Here is a 13,277-nt window from a genome sequence, read left to right on the forward strand (position 1 = left end):
GATGCTGCAGACCGCTGAGTGTAAAACAGGCGAAAGGCGCCCGACGTCGTCCATTCAGGCGATCAGCAGGTAGACAGCGCTCAAGGTGCCGCCCTATTGTCTGACCAGTCATTTGCCTGAGTACAACAACAATGAACCCAACCAGCATCGAGCTGCACCTGCGCCAGGAACTCGCCGCCTGCTACCGCCTGATCGCACACTTTCGCATGACCGACCTGATTTTCACCCATATCTCGGTGCGCATTCCGGGCCCTGAACATCATTTCCTGATTAACCCGTACGGCCTGATGTTCGATGAAATCACCGCCTCCAACCTGGTCAAGATCGACCTGCAGGGGCGCGCAGTGGAGCCCTCGGCATACCCGGTGAATCCGGCGGGCTTCGTCATTCACAGTGCCATTCACGGCGCGCGCGAGGATGCCCAGTGCGTGCTGCATACCCACACCAAGGCTGGCTGCGCGGTGGCCGCCCTCAAGTGCGGGCTGTTGCCGGTCAACCAGATTTCCATGGAGTTTTACGGCCAGGTTGCCTATCACGACTATGAAGGGGTAGCCCTGGACATGGATGAGCAGCAGCGCCTGGTACGCGACCTGGGCGACAAGCCGGTGCTGATGTTGCGCAACCATGGCTTGTTGACCGTGGGCGAGAGCGTCAGCCAGGCGTTCCTGCGCATGTACTACCTGGAAAAGGCCTGCGAAATCCAGTTGGCGGCGCAGGCTGCCGGTGAAATCGTGCTGCCGCCCGACGCGGTGTGTGCCCATACCGAACGTCAATTCAATGAACCTGCACGGCCCTTGAAAGAGGGTGAACTGAGTGATCCGGATGGCATGCAACTGGCCTGGGCTGCCTTGTTGCGACGGGTGGAGAAAGTGGCCCCGGATTATCGCGATTAATCGATTTTTTTGCCGAAAATTTGAACCGCCGCGAGAAGCTGTGCAACGGTAGTTGTAAGTCATTGAATGGCTTGATAAAGCCACTGAAGGAAAGTCATTAACACGTTGGAGCAGCCGTGGCGTGCCCGAAGTTAGGGCGCGCTCACGGCTTTTTTTTTACGGTGTGAATTGATTGGCGCCAGAACCCTGTCAACTCAAAGGTGATGGCAATTGGACTTCTCGGTAACGCCAACTACAGTTCCAAGTAATGGAGCTGTCCGTTTTTCTTACAGGTTTTTGAGGGGGAGCCTCGACGTTGCCCCGAAAATACGGGCATTTCGAGATGATTCGAAGATCGCCGCGACAGAAAAATGACGAATACCGCCAAGCAGTGCAAAAAGAACGGATTATTGACACGGGCAAATTAATACTGTCATCATGCAAGCCGTACATTATGACTATTGGCTATTAGCCAAAATAAAAACAGGCCTAAGGACGATGCTGTAAGTGTTGGCAAATTCAACTTTCAGACCGTGTTGGCAAGGGCGCTCGATTCATTGAGTTAACGCCGCCTTAAACAACTTGTTGCTGGTGTCATTATCTGAGTTCTATCGGGGGGTCGAGTCATGTCTGCTGAACGCATATTGGTAACCGGAGGCGCCGGCTTTATCGGTTCGCACCTGGTCGATAAGTTATTGAGCAGACACTACCAAGTGCGTGTCCTGGATAACCTGTCCAGTGGCAAAAAAGCCAACTTGCCACTCGATAATCCTGGTCTGCAATTGCTGGTGGGCGACGTTGCCGACGCCGAGGCGGTCAACCAGGCACTGCAAGGCTGCAGCGCCGTGGTCCACCTGGCCGCCGTCGCCTCGGTACAAGCGTCGGTCGATGACCCGGCCGGCACCCACCGCAGCAATTTCATCGGCACCCTCAACGTTTGCCAGGGCATGGCTGCGGCTGGCATCCAGCGCGTGGTGTTCGCCTCCAGCGCTGCCGTGTATGGCAGCAATGGCGAGGGCACGGCCATCAGTGAAGACACCCCCAAGGCACCGCTGACCCCTTACGCCGCCGACAAACTGGCCAGCGAGTTCTACCTCGACTTCTATCGTCGCCAGCATGGCCTGGAGCCTGTGGTGTTGCGTTTTTTCAACATTTTTGGCCCGCGTCAGGACCCGTCCTCGCCGTATTCGGGGGTTATCAGCATTTTTGCCGAGAGAGGGCGCAAGCGTCAGCCCGTCACCGTGTTCGGGGATGGCGAACAGACCCGCGACTTTGTCTACGTGGCCGACCTGGTCGAGATCCTGCTGCAGGCCCTGCAAACCCGCGATCCGGCGAGCGGGGCGGTGAATGTAGGGCTGGGGCGTACCACCAGTCTCAATCAGCTGATCACGGCGATCGACGCCGTCACTGACAGCCCGTTGGTGGTCAGCTATCAGGCCGCGCGGCCGGGCGACATCCGCCACTCGCGGGCCGACAACCGCCGCTTGCAGCAGCGCTTTGAACTCAATGAACCCACTGCGGTGGCTGATGGCCTGAGGTTTTTGCTCCAGAGCCTGTGAACCCCTTGACGATTGATCGTCGTATCGTTCGAGTACTTCAAGAGTTGATTATGGAAAATACAGGTGTTCGCTCAATGGCCTGGCGCTGGTGTTCAGCGCTGGCCTTGTGCATGGCAGGGTTTGCCGCACAGGCTCGGGACAACGGACCTGCAAGTGTCGCATTCTGGTACGCCGACAATCCGCCGCTGCCCGAACTTGCCCAGTTTGAATGGGCAGTGGTCGAGCCAGGCCATTTGACCTCCGCTGACGTCAACACCCTGCGCCGCCTGGGAAGCCAGCCCTTTGCCTACCTGTCGATCGGCGAGTTCGATGGCGACCGCGCGGCACTGCAACGCAACGCCCTGACCCAGGCCGCCAGCACCATGCGCAACCAGGCCTGGAACAGCCAAGTCATGGACCTGACCACCCAGGCCTGGCGCGAACACCTGTTCAAGCGTGCCGCCGAACTCAAGGCCCAGGGTTACGCCGGCCTCTTCCTCGATACCCTGGACAGCTTCCAGTTGTTGCCCAAGGCCGACCAGGAGGCCCAGCGCAAGGCGCTGGCGTCGTTGCTGCGCGAACTGCACAGCCGTCAACCGCAGCTCAAACTCTTCTTCAACCGTGGCTTTGAAGTGCTGGGCGAATTGGACGGTGTGGCAAGCGCCGTGGCCGTCGAGTCGATCCATGCCGGCTGGGACCCTGGCGCCAAGCGCTACCGTCCGGTGCCTGCCGATGACCAGCAGTGGCTCGAAGGCAAGCTCAAACCGTTGCGCGACAAGCACATTCCGTTGGTGGCCATCGACTACCTGCCGACCGAGCGCCGCGACGAAGCCCGCAAGCTGGCCAAGCAGCTGAGCCAGGAAGGCTTCACCCCGGTCATCAGTACACCGGACCTGGACGGCATGAGCCTGAGTACGGTTGAGGTGCAGCCGCGCCGTATCGCCATGCTCTACGACCCACGCGAAGGCGAGCTTACCGAAAACCCTGGCCATTTGTTCCTCGGTGGCCTGCTTGAGTACCTGGGCTACCGCGTCGATTACCTGCCCACTGACGAGGCATTGCCCCAGCACCGTTTCGATGGCTTGTACGCCGGGGTGGTGCTGTGGATGACCAATGGTGTGCCGGAGGACAGCGCGGCGTTTTATACCTGGCTGAACAAGCGTCTGGATGAACAGGTGCCGCTGGCGATTTTCGCCGGCCTGCCGATCGAAGACGGCGCGTTGTTACAGCGCCTGGGCCTGAGCGAACGAGCCCCCGGTAAAACCGGCCCGCTGCAGGTGGTCAGCCAGGACGACAGCCTGGTCGGCAAGTTCGAGGCTCCCCTGGTGCCACGCAGCCGTGGTCTTACCCTGGTCTCGGCGATGCCGGACGGGCCGACGCCCGGCCTGGTGCTCAGCGATGGCCAGAACCGCACCTACACCCCGATTGTCACCGCCCAGTGGGGCGGCATGGCCCTGGCGCCTTATGTCATCGAATCCAACGCCGAGCGCAGCCGCTGGGTGCTCGATCCGTTCGCTTTTGTGCAAAAGGCCCTGCGCCTGCCGATGCAGCCGCGCCCGGACACCACCACCGAGAACGGCCGGCGCATCGCCACCGTGCATATCGACGGCGACGGTTTTCCGTCGCGTGCCGAGATCCCCGGCACGCCGTATTCCGGTCGTGTGGTGCTGGATGACTTCATTCGCGCCAACCCTTACCTAACTTCGGTGTCCATCATCGAAGGTGAAACCTCGCCCAAAGGCATGTTTCCGTACCTGGCCAACGAACTGGAGCCGTTGGCGCGTGAGGTGCTGGCCGACCCCAAGGTCGAAGTCGCCACTCATACCTACAGCCACCCGTTCTTCCTGCAGCCCGAGAAGACCGTCAAACGCGATGACTTCCACGCCGAATACGGTTTGCACCTGAAGATTCCCGGCTACGACAAGCTGGATTTTCGCCGTGAAATCGTCGGCTCGCGCGATTACATCAACAGCCGCCTGACCACACCGCAAAAGCCGGTGAAAATGGTGTTCTGGCCCGGTGATGCGCTGCCAAGCGGCGACACCATCAAGATTGCCTATGACGCGGGGCTTGCCAACGTCAACGGTGGCCAGACCATCATGACCAATGCCAACCCGTCGCTGACCGGCCTGTCGCCGTTGCTGCGCCCCACCAGCGGAGGTCTGCAGTACTACGCGCCGATCATCAACGAGAACATGTACACCAACCTGTGGAAAGGACCGTACTACGGGTTCCGCGATGTCATCGACACCTTCCAGCTTACCGACAAGCCCCGGCGCCTGCGCGGCCTGCACCTGTACTACCACTTTTATTCCGGCACCAAGGAAGCCTCGATCAAGGTCATGGCCGACATCTACAAGCACATGAACGCGCAGCAGCCGATTTCATTGTGGATGACCGATTACCTGCCACGCCTGCACGGGCTGTATCAGTCCAGCCTTGCGCGTACCGCCGACGGCAGCTGGCAGGTACGCGGCATGGACGGTTTGCGGACCTTGCGCCTGGATGCCCTGCAGGGCTGGCCGGACCTTGGCCGCTCCCAGGGTGTGGCCGGTGTACGCGACCTGCCGCAAGGGCGCTACGTTCACTTGAGCGATGACCATGCGCGCCTGGTGCTGCGTGCTGACCGCGACCCGCGTCCGGCACTGGAGGAGGCCAACCTGCCGTTGACCGGCTGGCGTTACCTCAACGACCAGCAGGTGAGTTTCGGTTTTACCGGACACACCGACCTGCAGTTTTCGGTGCGCTCGGCCGGCGCCTGCAGCGTACAGGTCAATGGCAAGCAATTTACCGGCAAGTCGGCCCAGGGTCTCTGGCACTTCCAACTTCCCTACAGGCAGGTGAGCGATGCAAAACTCTCCTGTAACTAAGAGCCCCCGGCTGCTCAACGGCTGGGCGTTACTGGCAGTGGCAGTGGTGGTGGGGATTCTGCTGTGGGCCACCCTGCAGAATGAAGACGTGTTCCAGCCCAATGGGCAGGAGCTGGATGAAGTCTCGGCCGGCTACGCCGAGGTGCTGCTCGGGGCCTATCCCGAAGACCAGAAACTGCGTACCCAGTTGCTCGACCTGCTGTTGCAACTGAACAACTTCGACCGGGCGCAGAAGCACCTGGACGAGTGGCCCACTCCGGATCCGGTGCTCAAGCCCTTCTATCAACTGGCGCTCGATGCTCAGGTGATGGCCAGTAAAGCCAGTGCTGACCCCTCTGTCGCGGCCACGGTTACCGATGCCGACCGCCAGGCCCTGGCCGAGCGCTTCCGTGCCTTCGACTACCAGGCACTGCCCGACGCGCAACTGCAGACCCTGGGCAAACTTGCGCTGGGCAGCCAGGTGCCGGCGGTGGCCGCCGACAGTTTTGTCGAGCTGGCCAAGCGCCAACCCGAGCAAGCCACCGGTTGGCTTGAGCAGGCGGCCAAGTGGTACCTGGCCAGTGAGCAGCCGGGCAAGGCTGCCGCAATCTACGTGCAATTGCTTGAAAACAGTCAGGACCCGGCCCTGCGCCAGCAGTATCTGGTCGCCGCGTTCAAGGACTTGGTGGCCACCGACCGCGGTGAAGAAGCCATCGAATTGCTGGCCCGCGAGATCAACGCCCAACCTGATCTCCAGTACGAGTCGCAGTTGCTTGACCTTGCAGTGGATGTTGCCGTGGGCCATGCCCGTCCGGACCTTGCCGAACAGTTCTTCGTGCTTTGGCGCAAGCAGCAGCCCGACACCCCTGAGGTCCTGCGTACTGAACTGCAAAAGCGTCTGGCTTTTGGCGACCTGGCCGGCGCCCGTGCCGCCGGCGAGCAATTGCTTGTGCATGAACCCGAAGACATCGGCCTGCTCAAGCAACTGGCGCTGATTGCCGAATGGCAGGGCGACATCGCCGGCGCACTGCAACACTGGGTAGCGCTGTTCAAGCTGCACAATGAGCCGGGGCAGTACGAGCATGCCTGGCGCCTGGCCTTGCAAGGCTTCCAGTTCGACCAGGGCATTCCACTGCTGGCCGACATCATGAACAGCCGCGCCCTGACTGACACCGAACTCGATGCGCTGATTTATGCCGAAGAATCCCGAGGCACCCCCGAGCATGCCGAGCACTGGCTGCGCAGCTACCTGCGCAAGTACCCCGGGCATCGGCTGGCGCACCTGCGCCTGCTGCAGAACCTTGAGAACACCGGCCAGTTCGACGAGCGCCTGGTGGCCTGGAACAACTTCAGTGCGCACTTCAAGCTGACCACCGCGGAACGCCTGGATTGGGTCGGCAACCACCTCAAGCACTTCGACAACGAATCGGCCTGGCAGGTGATCGATGCGGTCGACACCAGCACCATCAAGGAGGTCGAGTACTGGGAAACCCGCTCCGAGCTGGCCTGGACCCTGGAGCGTGACGACGACCTGCGCCAGAGCCTGGAGCAGTTGCTGGCGCTCAAGGGGCACCTGAACAGCGGTGACGAGAGTGTGCTGATCAACCTCTACCGCCAGACCGACCCGCACAGGGCCCTGCGCATGATGGTCGACAGTTGGCACCGCACCCACGAGACCGAGCAGTTCGTCTATGCCTTGCAACTGGCCCAGGACCTGCAGGAATGGGCTCTGGTGGCCTCCTTGCTCGACGAGGCCAGGCAGGCCCCGCAGGTTGCCGATCGTGCCGAGGTATGGGCGGCGCGCGGTGCCCTGGCAGCGCACAATAAGCAACCCGACGAGGCGATTCGCCTATATCAGGAAGGGTTGCAGCGTTACCCCCACGACAACCTGTTCCGCGAGCGGCTGCTTTGGCTGTACGTGGACCTGGGCCGCACCAACGAGCTCAAGCCGCTGCTGCAACAATGGCGGCCGCTGGCACGGCGCGACAGCACTCTGTGGCTGCCGTTTGCCGCCGCCAACCAGCAGTTGGGCCGCAGCCGCGAAGCGCTGGCCTGGTACCGGCTGTACCTCAAGGGCAACGATGTCGACTGGTTGATCCAGGCGGCCTATGCCGATGCCTTGGAGTCTGCCGGCCAGGTGGACCGTGCCCAGCGCCTGCGCCTGCGTCTGACCCGGGAGATCACCCCCGAGACGGTGGCCGCCACACCGCAGGGCTACGCCACCTGGCTGCGCCTGCTCTCCACCAGCTATTCCTCGCGCAAGGCCCAGGGCCAGGCGTTGCAGTGGCAGGACGGGTCCAAGCCGATGCTGCAGCTGTGGTTCGACCAGATGCTGGCGCGCCTGGACACCATCAACCAGTCGGCGCAGAAGGGCGAGTGGCTGGCCTGGGCGCAGCGGCGCGGCCTGCGTATCGAGCGCGCCGACCAGATCCAGGAAATCCTCAGCGGGCGTGACCGCAAGGCACTGGAGCAGTTGATAGCCGGCAACGAACTGGACCCGGCGCAAAAAGTCGAGGCGCTGAGCAACCTGGGGCGCCCGTCCCAGGCACTGGCCCTGAGCCTTTCAGAACTGGGTGACGAGCAGACGCAAGCGATGCGCGATCAGTTGCGCCAGCAGGCCATTTCCCTGACCGAGGCCACGCCCCAGGGTATCCAGTTCGGCTGGCAGCAGCAGAACTACGGTGGCCCGGAGTTCAGTGGCCCGCGGGTAAGCATGGCGCGTTTTCTGGGCGACGACTGGTACACCCGGCTGGACCTGGAGCAGGGCGACTACAACGGCGACAGCCTCGACAGTTCTGCCCTGGGCACCGAGCGCAATGCCGAGCTGACCCTGCAACGGCAATTGAGCGACGGCGTCCTCAAGTTGATGGCCGACACCAGCCAGCGCGATGACGACGATCGCAACGGCCTTGGCATCAGCCGCAGCTGGCAGGTGACCCCGGGCGACGTGCTCGAAGTGGGCGGTGAATGGCAACGCAAGAACGAAGATACCGGCCTGATGCGTGCGCTGGGCCAGCAGAGCGGCGCCTGGGTCGCAGGCCTGCACCGCTATTCGGCGCGTGATCAGTTGTCGTGGAACCTGGCCCAGCGTTGGTTCGATACCCGTGACGGCGATGACCTGGGCAATGGCCAGGCGTTGCGCGTGGAGTATGTGCATACCCTGCAGTTCGCCGGTCCCAACTGGGAACTGCGCAGTGGCCTGGACTACCAGCACAACAGCCTGGACGACCGCAATCTTGCGCACCTGGCAAGCAGCCGCGGCGGCGCCATCGACATCGCTGACCTGGGCCTGGACGACCCTGATCAACTGCGCCCCAACGACTTGCTGCCCGACCGTTACGGCCAGCTGTACATCGGCAGCTCCTGGCGCCGCGGCTTCCCCGGTGCGCTGAACCGTACCCGCGGGCAGTACACCTGGTTGCTGGACGTCAACGCCGGCTGGCAGTGGCTCGACAACACCGTCAACTACGGCTTCAGCACCGGTATCGGCATGGAGGTCTTCGGCGACGACGAGTTGGCGTTGACCATGGGTTATCAATCGGCACCCGAAGGTGGCGGCGGCGAGTCCGGCGGCACCGTGGGCGTCAGTTACAGCCTGCGGTTCGGGCGCTGAACATGAAAATTTCAACAGGAGTACACAGTATGCAAGCCATTCGTAGCCTGAGTCTGGCCGTGGCGGCGACGCTCATGGTCGGTTGCAGCAGTTTCACCGGCAAGAACAACGCTGAACTGTCCAGTAGTGCCCAGTGGGGTGTGCTGCCGCTGGTCAACTATTCGCAGACCCCCCAGGCCGGCGAGCGCAGCGAACAGATCCTGCTCAGTGTGCTCAGCAGCCGTGGCCTGCAACCGCAGGTCTATACCCCGTCGGCCAAGGTCGACACGGCGCTGCTTGAAGACAACGAGCGCCAGGAAGCGGGCATGCAGTGGGCGCGCTCGCAAAAGCTCGACTACGTGGTGACCGGCAGCGTCGAGGAGTGGCAGTACAAGAACGGCCTGGACGGCGAGCCGGCCGTGGGCATCAGCCTGCGCGTGGTGGAGCCTGCCACCGGGCGGGTGCTGTGGAGCAACAGCGGCGCCCGTGCCGGTTGGTCGCGTGAAAGCCTGGCAGGCTCTGCGCAAAAAGTGTTGGACAAACTGGTTGGCGACCTTCGGCTCGAGTAATAGTGATGAACTCTCCACACATGGATTTCAGCCTCGCCCCGCGAGCCAATGGACCTGCTACCTGGGTTGAGACCGTACTGGTCACGGCCCTGGTGGTTGGCATCGGGCTTTGGTTTGCCCCGCACGATCCGCTGCAGGTGCACGGCGACTTCCCCTGGTCGCTGCTGGCGCCTCTGCTCATCGGTGTGCGCTATGGCTTTGTGCGCGGGCTGTTGAGTGCGAGTTTGCTGGTGGGCGCATTCTTTGTGCTGCGCCACAATGGGCTGGCGGCCTACGCGGCCATTGCCCCGGCCTACATCGTTGGCGTGCTGGTGTGCGGCATGTTGGTGGGGGAGGTGCGCGACTTGTGGGAGCGTCGCCTGCAACGCCTGCAGATGGCCAACGACTACCGCCAGTACCGTCTTGACGATTTCACCCGTGCACACCAGATCTTGCGCGTTTCCCATGACCGCCTGGAGCAGCGCCTGGCCGGCAGCGACCAGAGCCTGCGCAGCTCGTTGCTGGGGCTGCGCGAGCGCCTGCGGGCCCAGCCGGGTGAACACGATGCCCTGGCATTGCTGGCTGATCCCATCCTGACCTTGCTGGGCCAGTACGGCTCGCTGCGAGTGGCCGGCCTGTACCGGGTCCAGGAGCAGCCCAAGAAGGCCCCGCAACTGACCCTGCTGGCGTCCACTGGGGTGATGGATGAGCTGGACAGTCGCGACCTGCTGGTGAGCCTGTGCCTTGAGCGTGGCGAGCTGGTCAGTGTGCTCGAAGAAGTGCTGGACGCTGGCGAACATACCAGCGTCTCGACCTTGCAAGCGTGTATCCCGCTGATCGACACCAGTGGTCGGGTCCAGGCAATCCTGGCAGTGCGCCAGATGCCGTTCTTCGCCTTCCATGAGCGCACCCTGAGCCTCTTGATGCTGTTGGCCGGTCACATCGCCGACCTGCTTCAGCACGACCCGCAGGTGCTGCAGTTGCCATCGGCCGACGCCCAGCACTTCACCAGTCAGCTCAAGCGCTCGTTGATCGATGTCGAACAGCATCAGCTGTCGGCCTGCCTCTATATCTTTGAGCTGACCCGACCCAATGACGAACTGGCGCGCCTGTTCGAGCGCAGCCAGCGCGGCCTGGACCTGCACCTGCCGTTGCGCAACGCGCGCGGCAACGATTGCCTGCTGGTGCTATTGCCACTGACGTCGGCAGAAGGCGCCGAAGGCTACCTGACCCGCCTGGGTCGGCTGATTCATGAGCACTTCGGCATGAACGTCGACTTTGAGAGCCTGGGCGTGAAGGTGCTGGCCTATGACCTGGAGGCAGCCCCGCAACGTGCAGGGCTGCGTAATTTCCTGCATAACGAGTGTGGCCTGAATGATCAGCAAGTGGCTGTTTAGCGGCGCTGTATTTCTAGAAGCGGGCAGTTGGGCGAGCCTGACCCTTGGGCTGCCCGACCTGCAGATGGCGCTGCTGTATGCGTCCAGCCATCTGCTGGCCTGCCTGATGCTGACCGGGGCGATCTGGCTGCTGTTGCCGGCGCGCTACCGCCGGCCGCTGCCTTGGAGCCCACTGTTCATTTTCAGCCTGGCGTTTTTTGTACCGATCCTGGGCAGTGTCGGGGTGATCGCCGCGATCTTCCCGGCGCTGTACCTGCCGCGCAAGCGCGAGCGCCAGTTGTGGCGGGCTATCGGCATTCCCGACCTGCCGTTCCGGGCCAAGACTCAACTGCATTCGCCCACCTTCGCCGACAGTGGCCTGCAGGATGTACTGCGCCACGCCCCGGACCCCGATCAGCGCCTGGCGGCGCTGCTGGCCACCCGCCGGATGCCGGGCCGCGAGGCGGTGCCGATCCTCAAGCTTGCGCTGGGCGACCCCAGCGACGACGTGCGGCTCTTGGCCTACTCGATGCTCGATAAACAGGAAAGCGATATCAACCAACACATCGAGACCGCCCTGGGCAAACTGGCCAAGGCGCGACCCAAGGCGGTCGGCCCGCTGCACGCCACACTGGCGCGCTGGTACTTCGAGCTGGCATACCTGGGCCTGGCCCAGGGCAGCGTCCAGGCCCACGTGCTGGGGCAGGCCGGCGAGCACGCCGAACGCGGGCTGGCTGCCGGCAGGGGCGGCGAGTTGCTGCTGCTGGCCGGGCGCATTGCCTTGGGCCGCGGCGACATTGCCAAGGCCCAGGTGCATTTGCTGGAGGCGGAACGCAGCGGCATGGCGGCCGAAAAAGTTTTGCCGTTCCGTGCCGAGATCGCCTTTGAAACAGGGCTGTACCGTGACATTCCGCTGTTGTTGCGCAAACTTCCCATCGAGATGCAGCAACGTCCGCCATTCGCTTCCCTGCTCAGGAGCTGGACATGAACAAGACTGCGAGTCAGGCGCCGGTCGCCGACGTCTGCCTGCTGCTCGAAGGTACCTGGCCCTATGTACGCGGCGGCGTTTCGAGCTGGATTCACCAGTTGATCCTGGGGCTGCCGCAGTTGACCTTCTCGGTGTTGTTTATCGGCGGTCAGCGCCAGGCCTATGGCGAGCGCCGCTATGAAGTACCGCCCAATGTGGTGCATATCGAAGAGGTGTTCCTGGAGGAGTCCTGGCGCAACCCGAAGCGCTCCCACGGCAAGCAGAAAGCCTCCTATGAAGACCTCGGCGAGCTGTTTCGCTACCTTCACCACCCTGACAAGCCCGGGGCCGAGCTGGGGACACGGGTGCTGGATTCGCTGGCGGTAGGGCGCATCCGCCTGGACGATGTGCTGTACAGCCGGGCCAGCTGGCAGGCACTGACCGAGGGCTACCTGCAGCACTGTGCCGATCCCTCGTTCGTGAACTATTTCTGGACCTTGCGCACCATGCAGTCGCCGCTGCTGATGCTTGCCGACGTTGCCCGGCGCATGCCGCGGGCGCGGGTGCTGCATTCGATTTCAACCGGCTATGCAGGCCTTGTCGGCAGCATTCTCAAGCAACTGTGGCAGTGCAGCTTTTTGCTCAGCGAGCACGGCATCTACACCAAGGAGCGCAAGATCGACCTGGCCCAGGCCAGCTGGATCGCCGAAACCACCGACCAGGCGCTGAACGACAGCCTGGCCACGGATTCCGGCTACATTCGTGTGCTCTGGGTGCGCTTCTTTGAGCGCCTGGGACACCTTATCTATGACAGCGCCGATCGCATCATTGCCCTTTACGACGGCAACCGCCAGCGCCAGATCAAGGACGGCGCCGACCCTGCGCGCACCCAGGTGATTCCCAACGGTATCAACCTCACGCAATGGGACCAGGTCCTCAAAGATCGTGCCCCGGGCATCGCGCCGGTGGTCGGGTTGATTGGCCGGGTGGTGCCGATCAAGGATGTGAAGACCTTCCTGCGCGCCATGCGCGGCGTGGCCACGGCCATGCCTGAGGTGCAAGGCTGGATTGTCGGACCCGAAGAAGAAGACCCGGAGTACGTCGCCGAGTGTCGCAGCCTGGTGGTGAGTCTGGGCCTGGAACAGCAGGTACGCTTCCTCGGCTTCCAGCGGATCCACGAGATCCTTCCGCAGCTGGGGCTGATGGTCTTGACCTCGATCAGCGAAGCGCAGCCGCTGGTGATCCTTGAAGCATGGGCGGCAGGGACGCCGGTGGTCAGCAGCGATGTGGGTTCGTGCCGTGAATTGATCGAAGGCGGTGAAGCGGTCGACCGCGACCTGGGGCGGGCGGGCGAAGTGGTGGCGATCGCCGATCCGCAGGCCACTGCGCTTGCGATCATCGAGCTGCTGCGCAACAACGAGCGCTGGGAGCAAGCCCAGGCCGTGGGGGTTGAGCGGGTCCATCGCTACTACAGCGAAACCTTGATGATCGACCGCTATCGCGCGCTCTATAACGCTGCAATGGAGACTGTCTGA

At 62.8% G+C, this 13,277-nt stretch carries 8 protein-coding genes; all 8 read left to right on the plus strand.

The window, feature by feature from the left end; genetic code table 11:
- Window positions 1-131 precede the first annotated feature (131 nt).
- The 8 genes from H621_RS0119625 to pelF all read left to right on the plus strand — a co-directional run bounded on the left by H621_RS0119625 (window position 132) and on the right by pelF (window position 13,277).
- Window positions 132-893, plus strand: coding sequence for a class II aldolase/adducin family protein (locus H621_RS0119625; RefSeq protein WP_028945005.1), 762 nt, complete (start codon window positions 132-134; stop codon window positions 891-893).
- 605 nt (window positions 894-1,498) lie between these two features.
- Entirely contained in the window at window positions 1,499-2,431 is a 933-nt protein-coding gene (locus H621_RS0119630) for an NAD-dependent epimerase/dehydratase family protein (protein ID WP_028945006.1), read from the plus strand.
- A 50-nt stretch (window positions 2,432-2,481) separates the two neighbouring features.
- Entirely contained in the window at window positions 2,482-5,280 is a 2,799-nt protein-coding gene (locus H621_RS0119635; RefSeq protein ID WP_036990165.1) for a bifunctional glycoside hydrolase/polysaccharide deacetylase family protein, read from the plus strand.
- Entirely contained in the window at window positions 5,258-8,872 is a 3,615-nt protein-coding gene (locus tag H621_RS0119640) for a tetratricopeptide repeat protein (protein WP_028945008.1), read from the plus strand. Before H621_RS0119635 ends, H621_RS0119640 begins: the two co-directional genes overlap by 23 nt.
- Window positions 8,873-8,901: 29 nt before the next feature.
- Window positions 8,902-9,420, plus strand: a complete 519-nt coding sequence (locus H621_RS0119645) for a hypothetical protein (RefSeq protein WP_028945009.1) — start codon at window positions 8,902-8,904, stop codon at window positions 9,418-9,420.
- 5 nt (window positions 9,421-9,425) lie between these two features.
- Window positions 9,426-10,796, plus strand: coding sequence for a PelD GGDEF domain-containing protein (locus H621_RS0119650; RefSeq protein ID WP_028945010.1), 1,371 nt, complete (start codon window positions 9,426-9,428; stop codon window positions 10,794-10,796).
- Window positions 10,774-11,763 (plus strand): HEAT repeat domain-containing protein, encoded by a 990-nt coding sequence (locus tag H621_RS0119655; protein ID WP_028945011.1) that lies wholly within the window; start codon window positions 10,774-10,776, stop codon window positions 11,761-11,763. The genes H621_RS0119650 and H621_RS0119655 overlap by 23 nt, the downstream gene beginning before the upstream one ends.
- Complete coding sequence (gene pelF, locus H621_RS0119660) at window positions 11,760-13,277, plus strand: GT4 family glycosyltransferase PelF (RefSeq protein ID WP_028945012.1); 1,518 nt, start codon at window positions 11,760-11,762, stop codon at window positions 13,275-13,277. The genes H621_RS0119655 and pelF overlap by 4 nt, the downstream gene beginning before the upstream one ends.

This window comes from Pseudomonas vranovensis DSM 16006, from assembly GCF_000425805.1.
Classification (GTDB): domain Bacteria; phylum Pseudomonadota; class Gammaproteobacteria; order Pseudomonadales; family Pseudomonadaceae; genus Aquipseudomonas; species Aquipseudomonas vranovensis.

Excerpts from the sequence above, each read along its gene's own strand:
- H621_RS0119655 (WP_028945011.1), top strand. The coding sequence starts at position 10,774 with ATGATCAGCAAGTGGCTGTTTAGCGGCGCTGTATTTCTAGAAGCGGGC.
- H621_RS0119640 (WP_028945008.1), top strand. The coding sequence starts at position 5,258 with ATGCAAAACTCTCCTGTAACTAAGAGCCCCCGGCTGCTCAACGGCTGG.
- H621_RS0119635 (WP_036990165.1), top strand. The coding sequence starts at position 2,482 with ATGGAAAATACAGGTGTTCGCTCAATGGCCTGGCGCTGGTGTTCAGCG.
- H621_RS0119645 (WP_028945009.1), top strand. The coding sequence starts at position 8,902 with ATGCAAGCCATTCGTAGCCTGAGTCTGGCCGTGGCGGCGACGCTCATG.
- H621_RS0119650 (WP_028945010.1), top strand. The coding sequence starts at position 9,426 with ATGAACTCTCCACACATGGATTTCAGCCTCGCCCCGCGAGCCAATGGA.
- H621_RS0119630 (WP_028945006.1), top strand. The coding sequence starts at position 1,499 with ATGTCTGCTGAACGCATATTGGTAACCGGAGGCGCCGGCTTTATCGGT.
- H621_RS0119625 (WP_028945005.1), top strand. The coding sequence starts at position 132 with ATGAACCCAACCAGCATCGAGCTGCACCTGCGCCAGGAACTCGCCGCC.
- pelF (WP_028945012.1), top strand. The coding sequence starts at position 11,760 with ATGAACAAGACTGCGAGTCAGGCGCCGGTCGCCGACGTCTGCCTGCTG.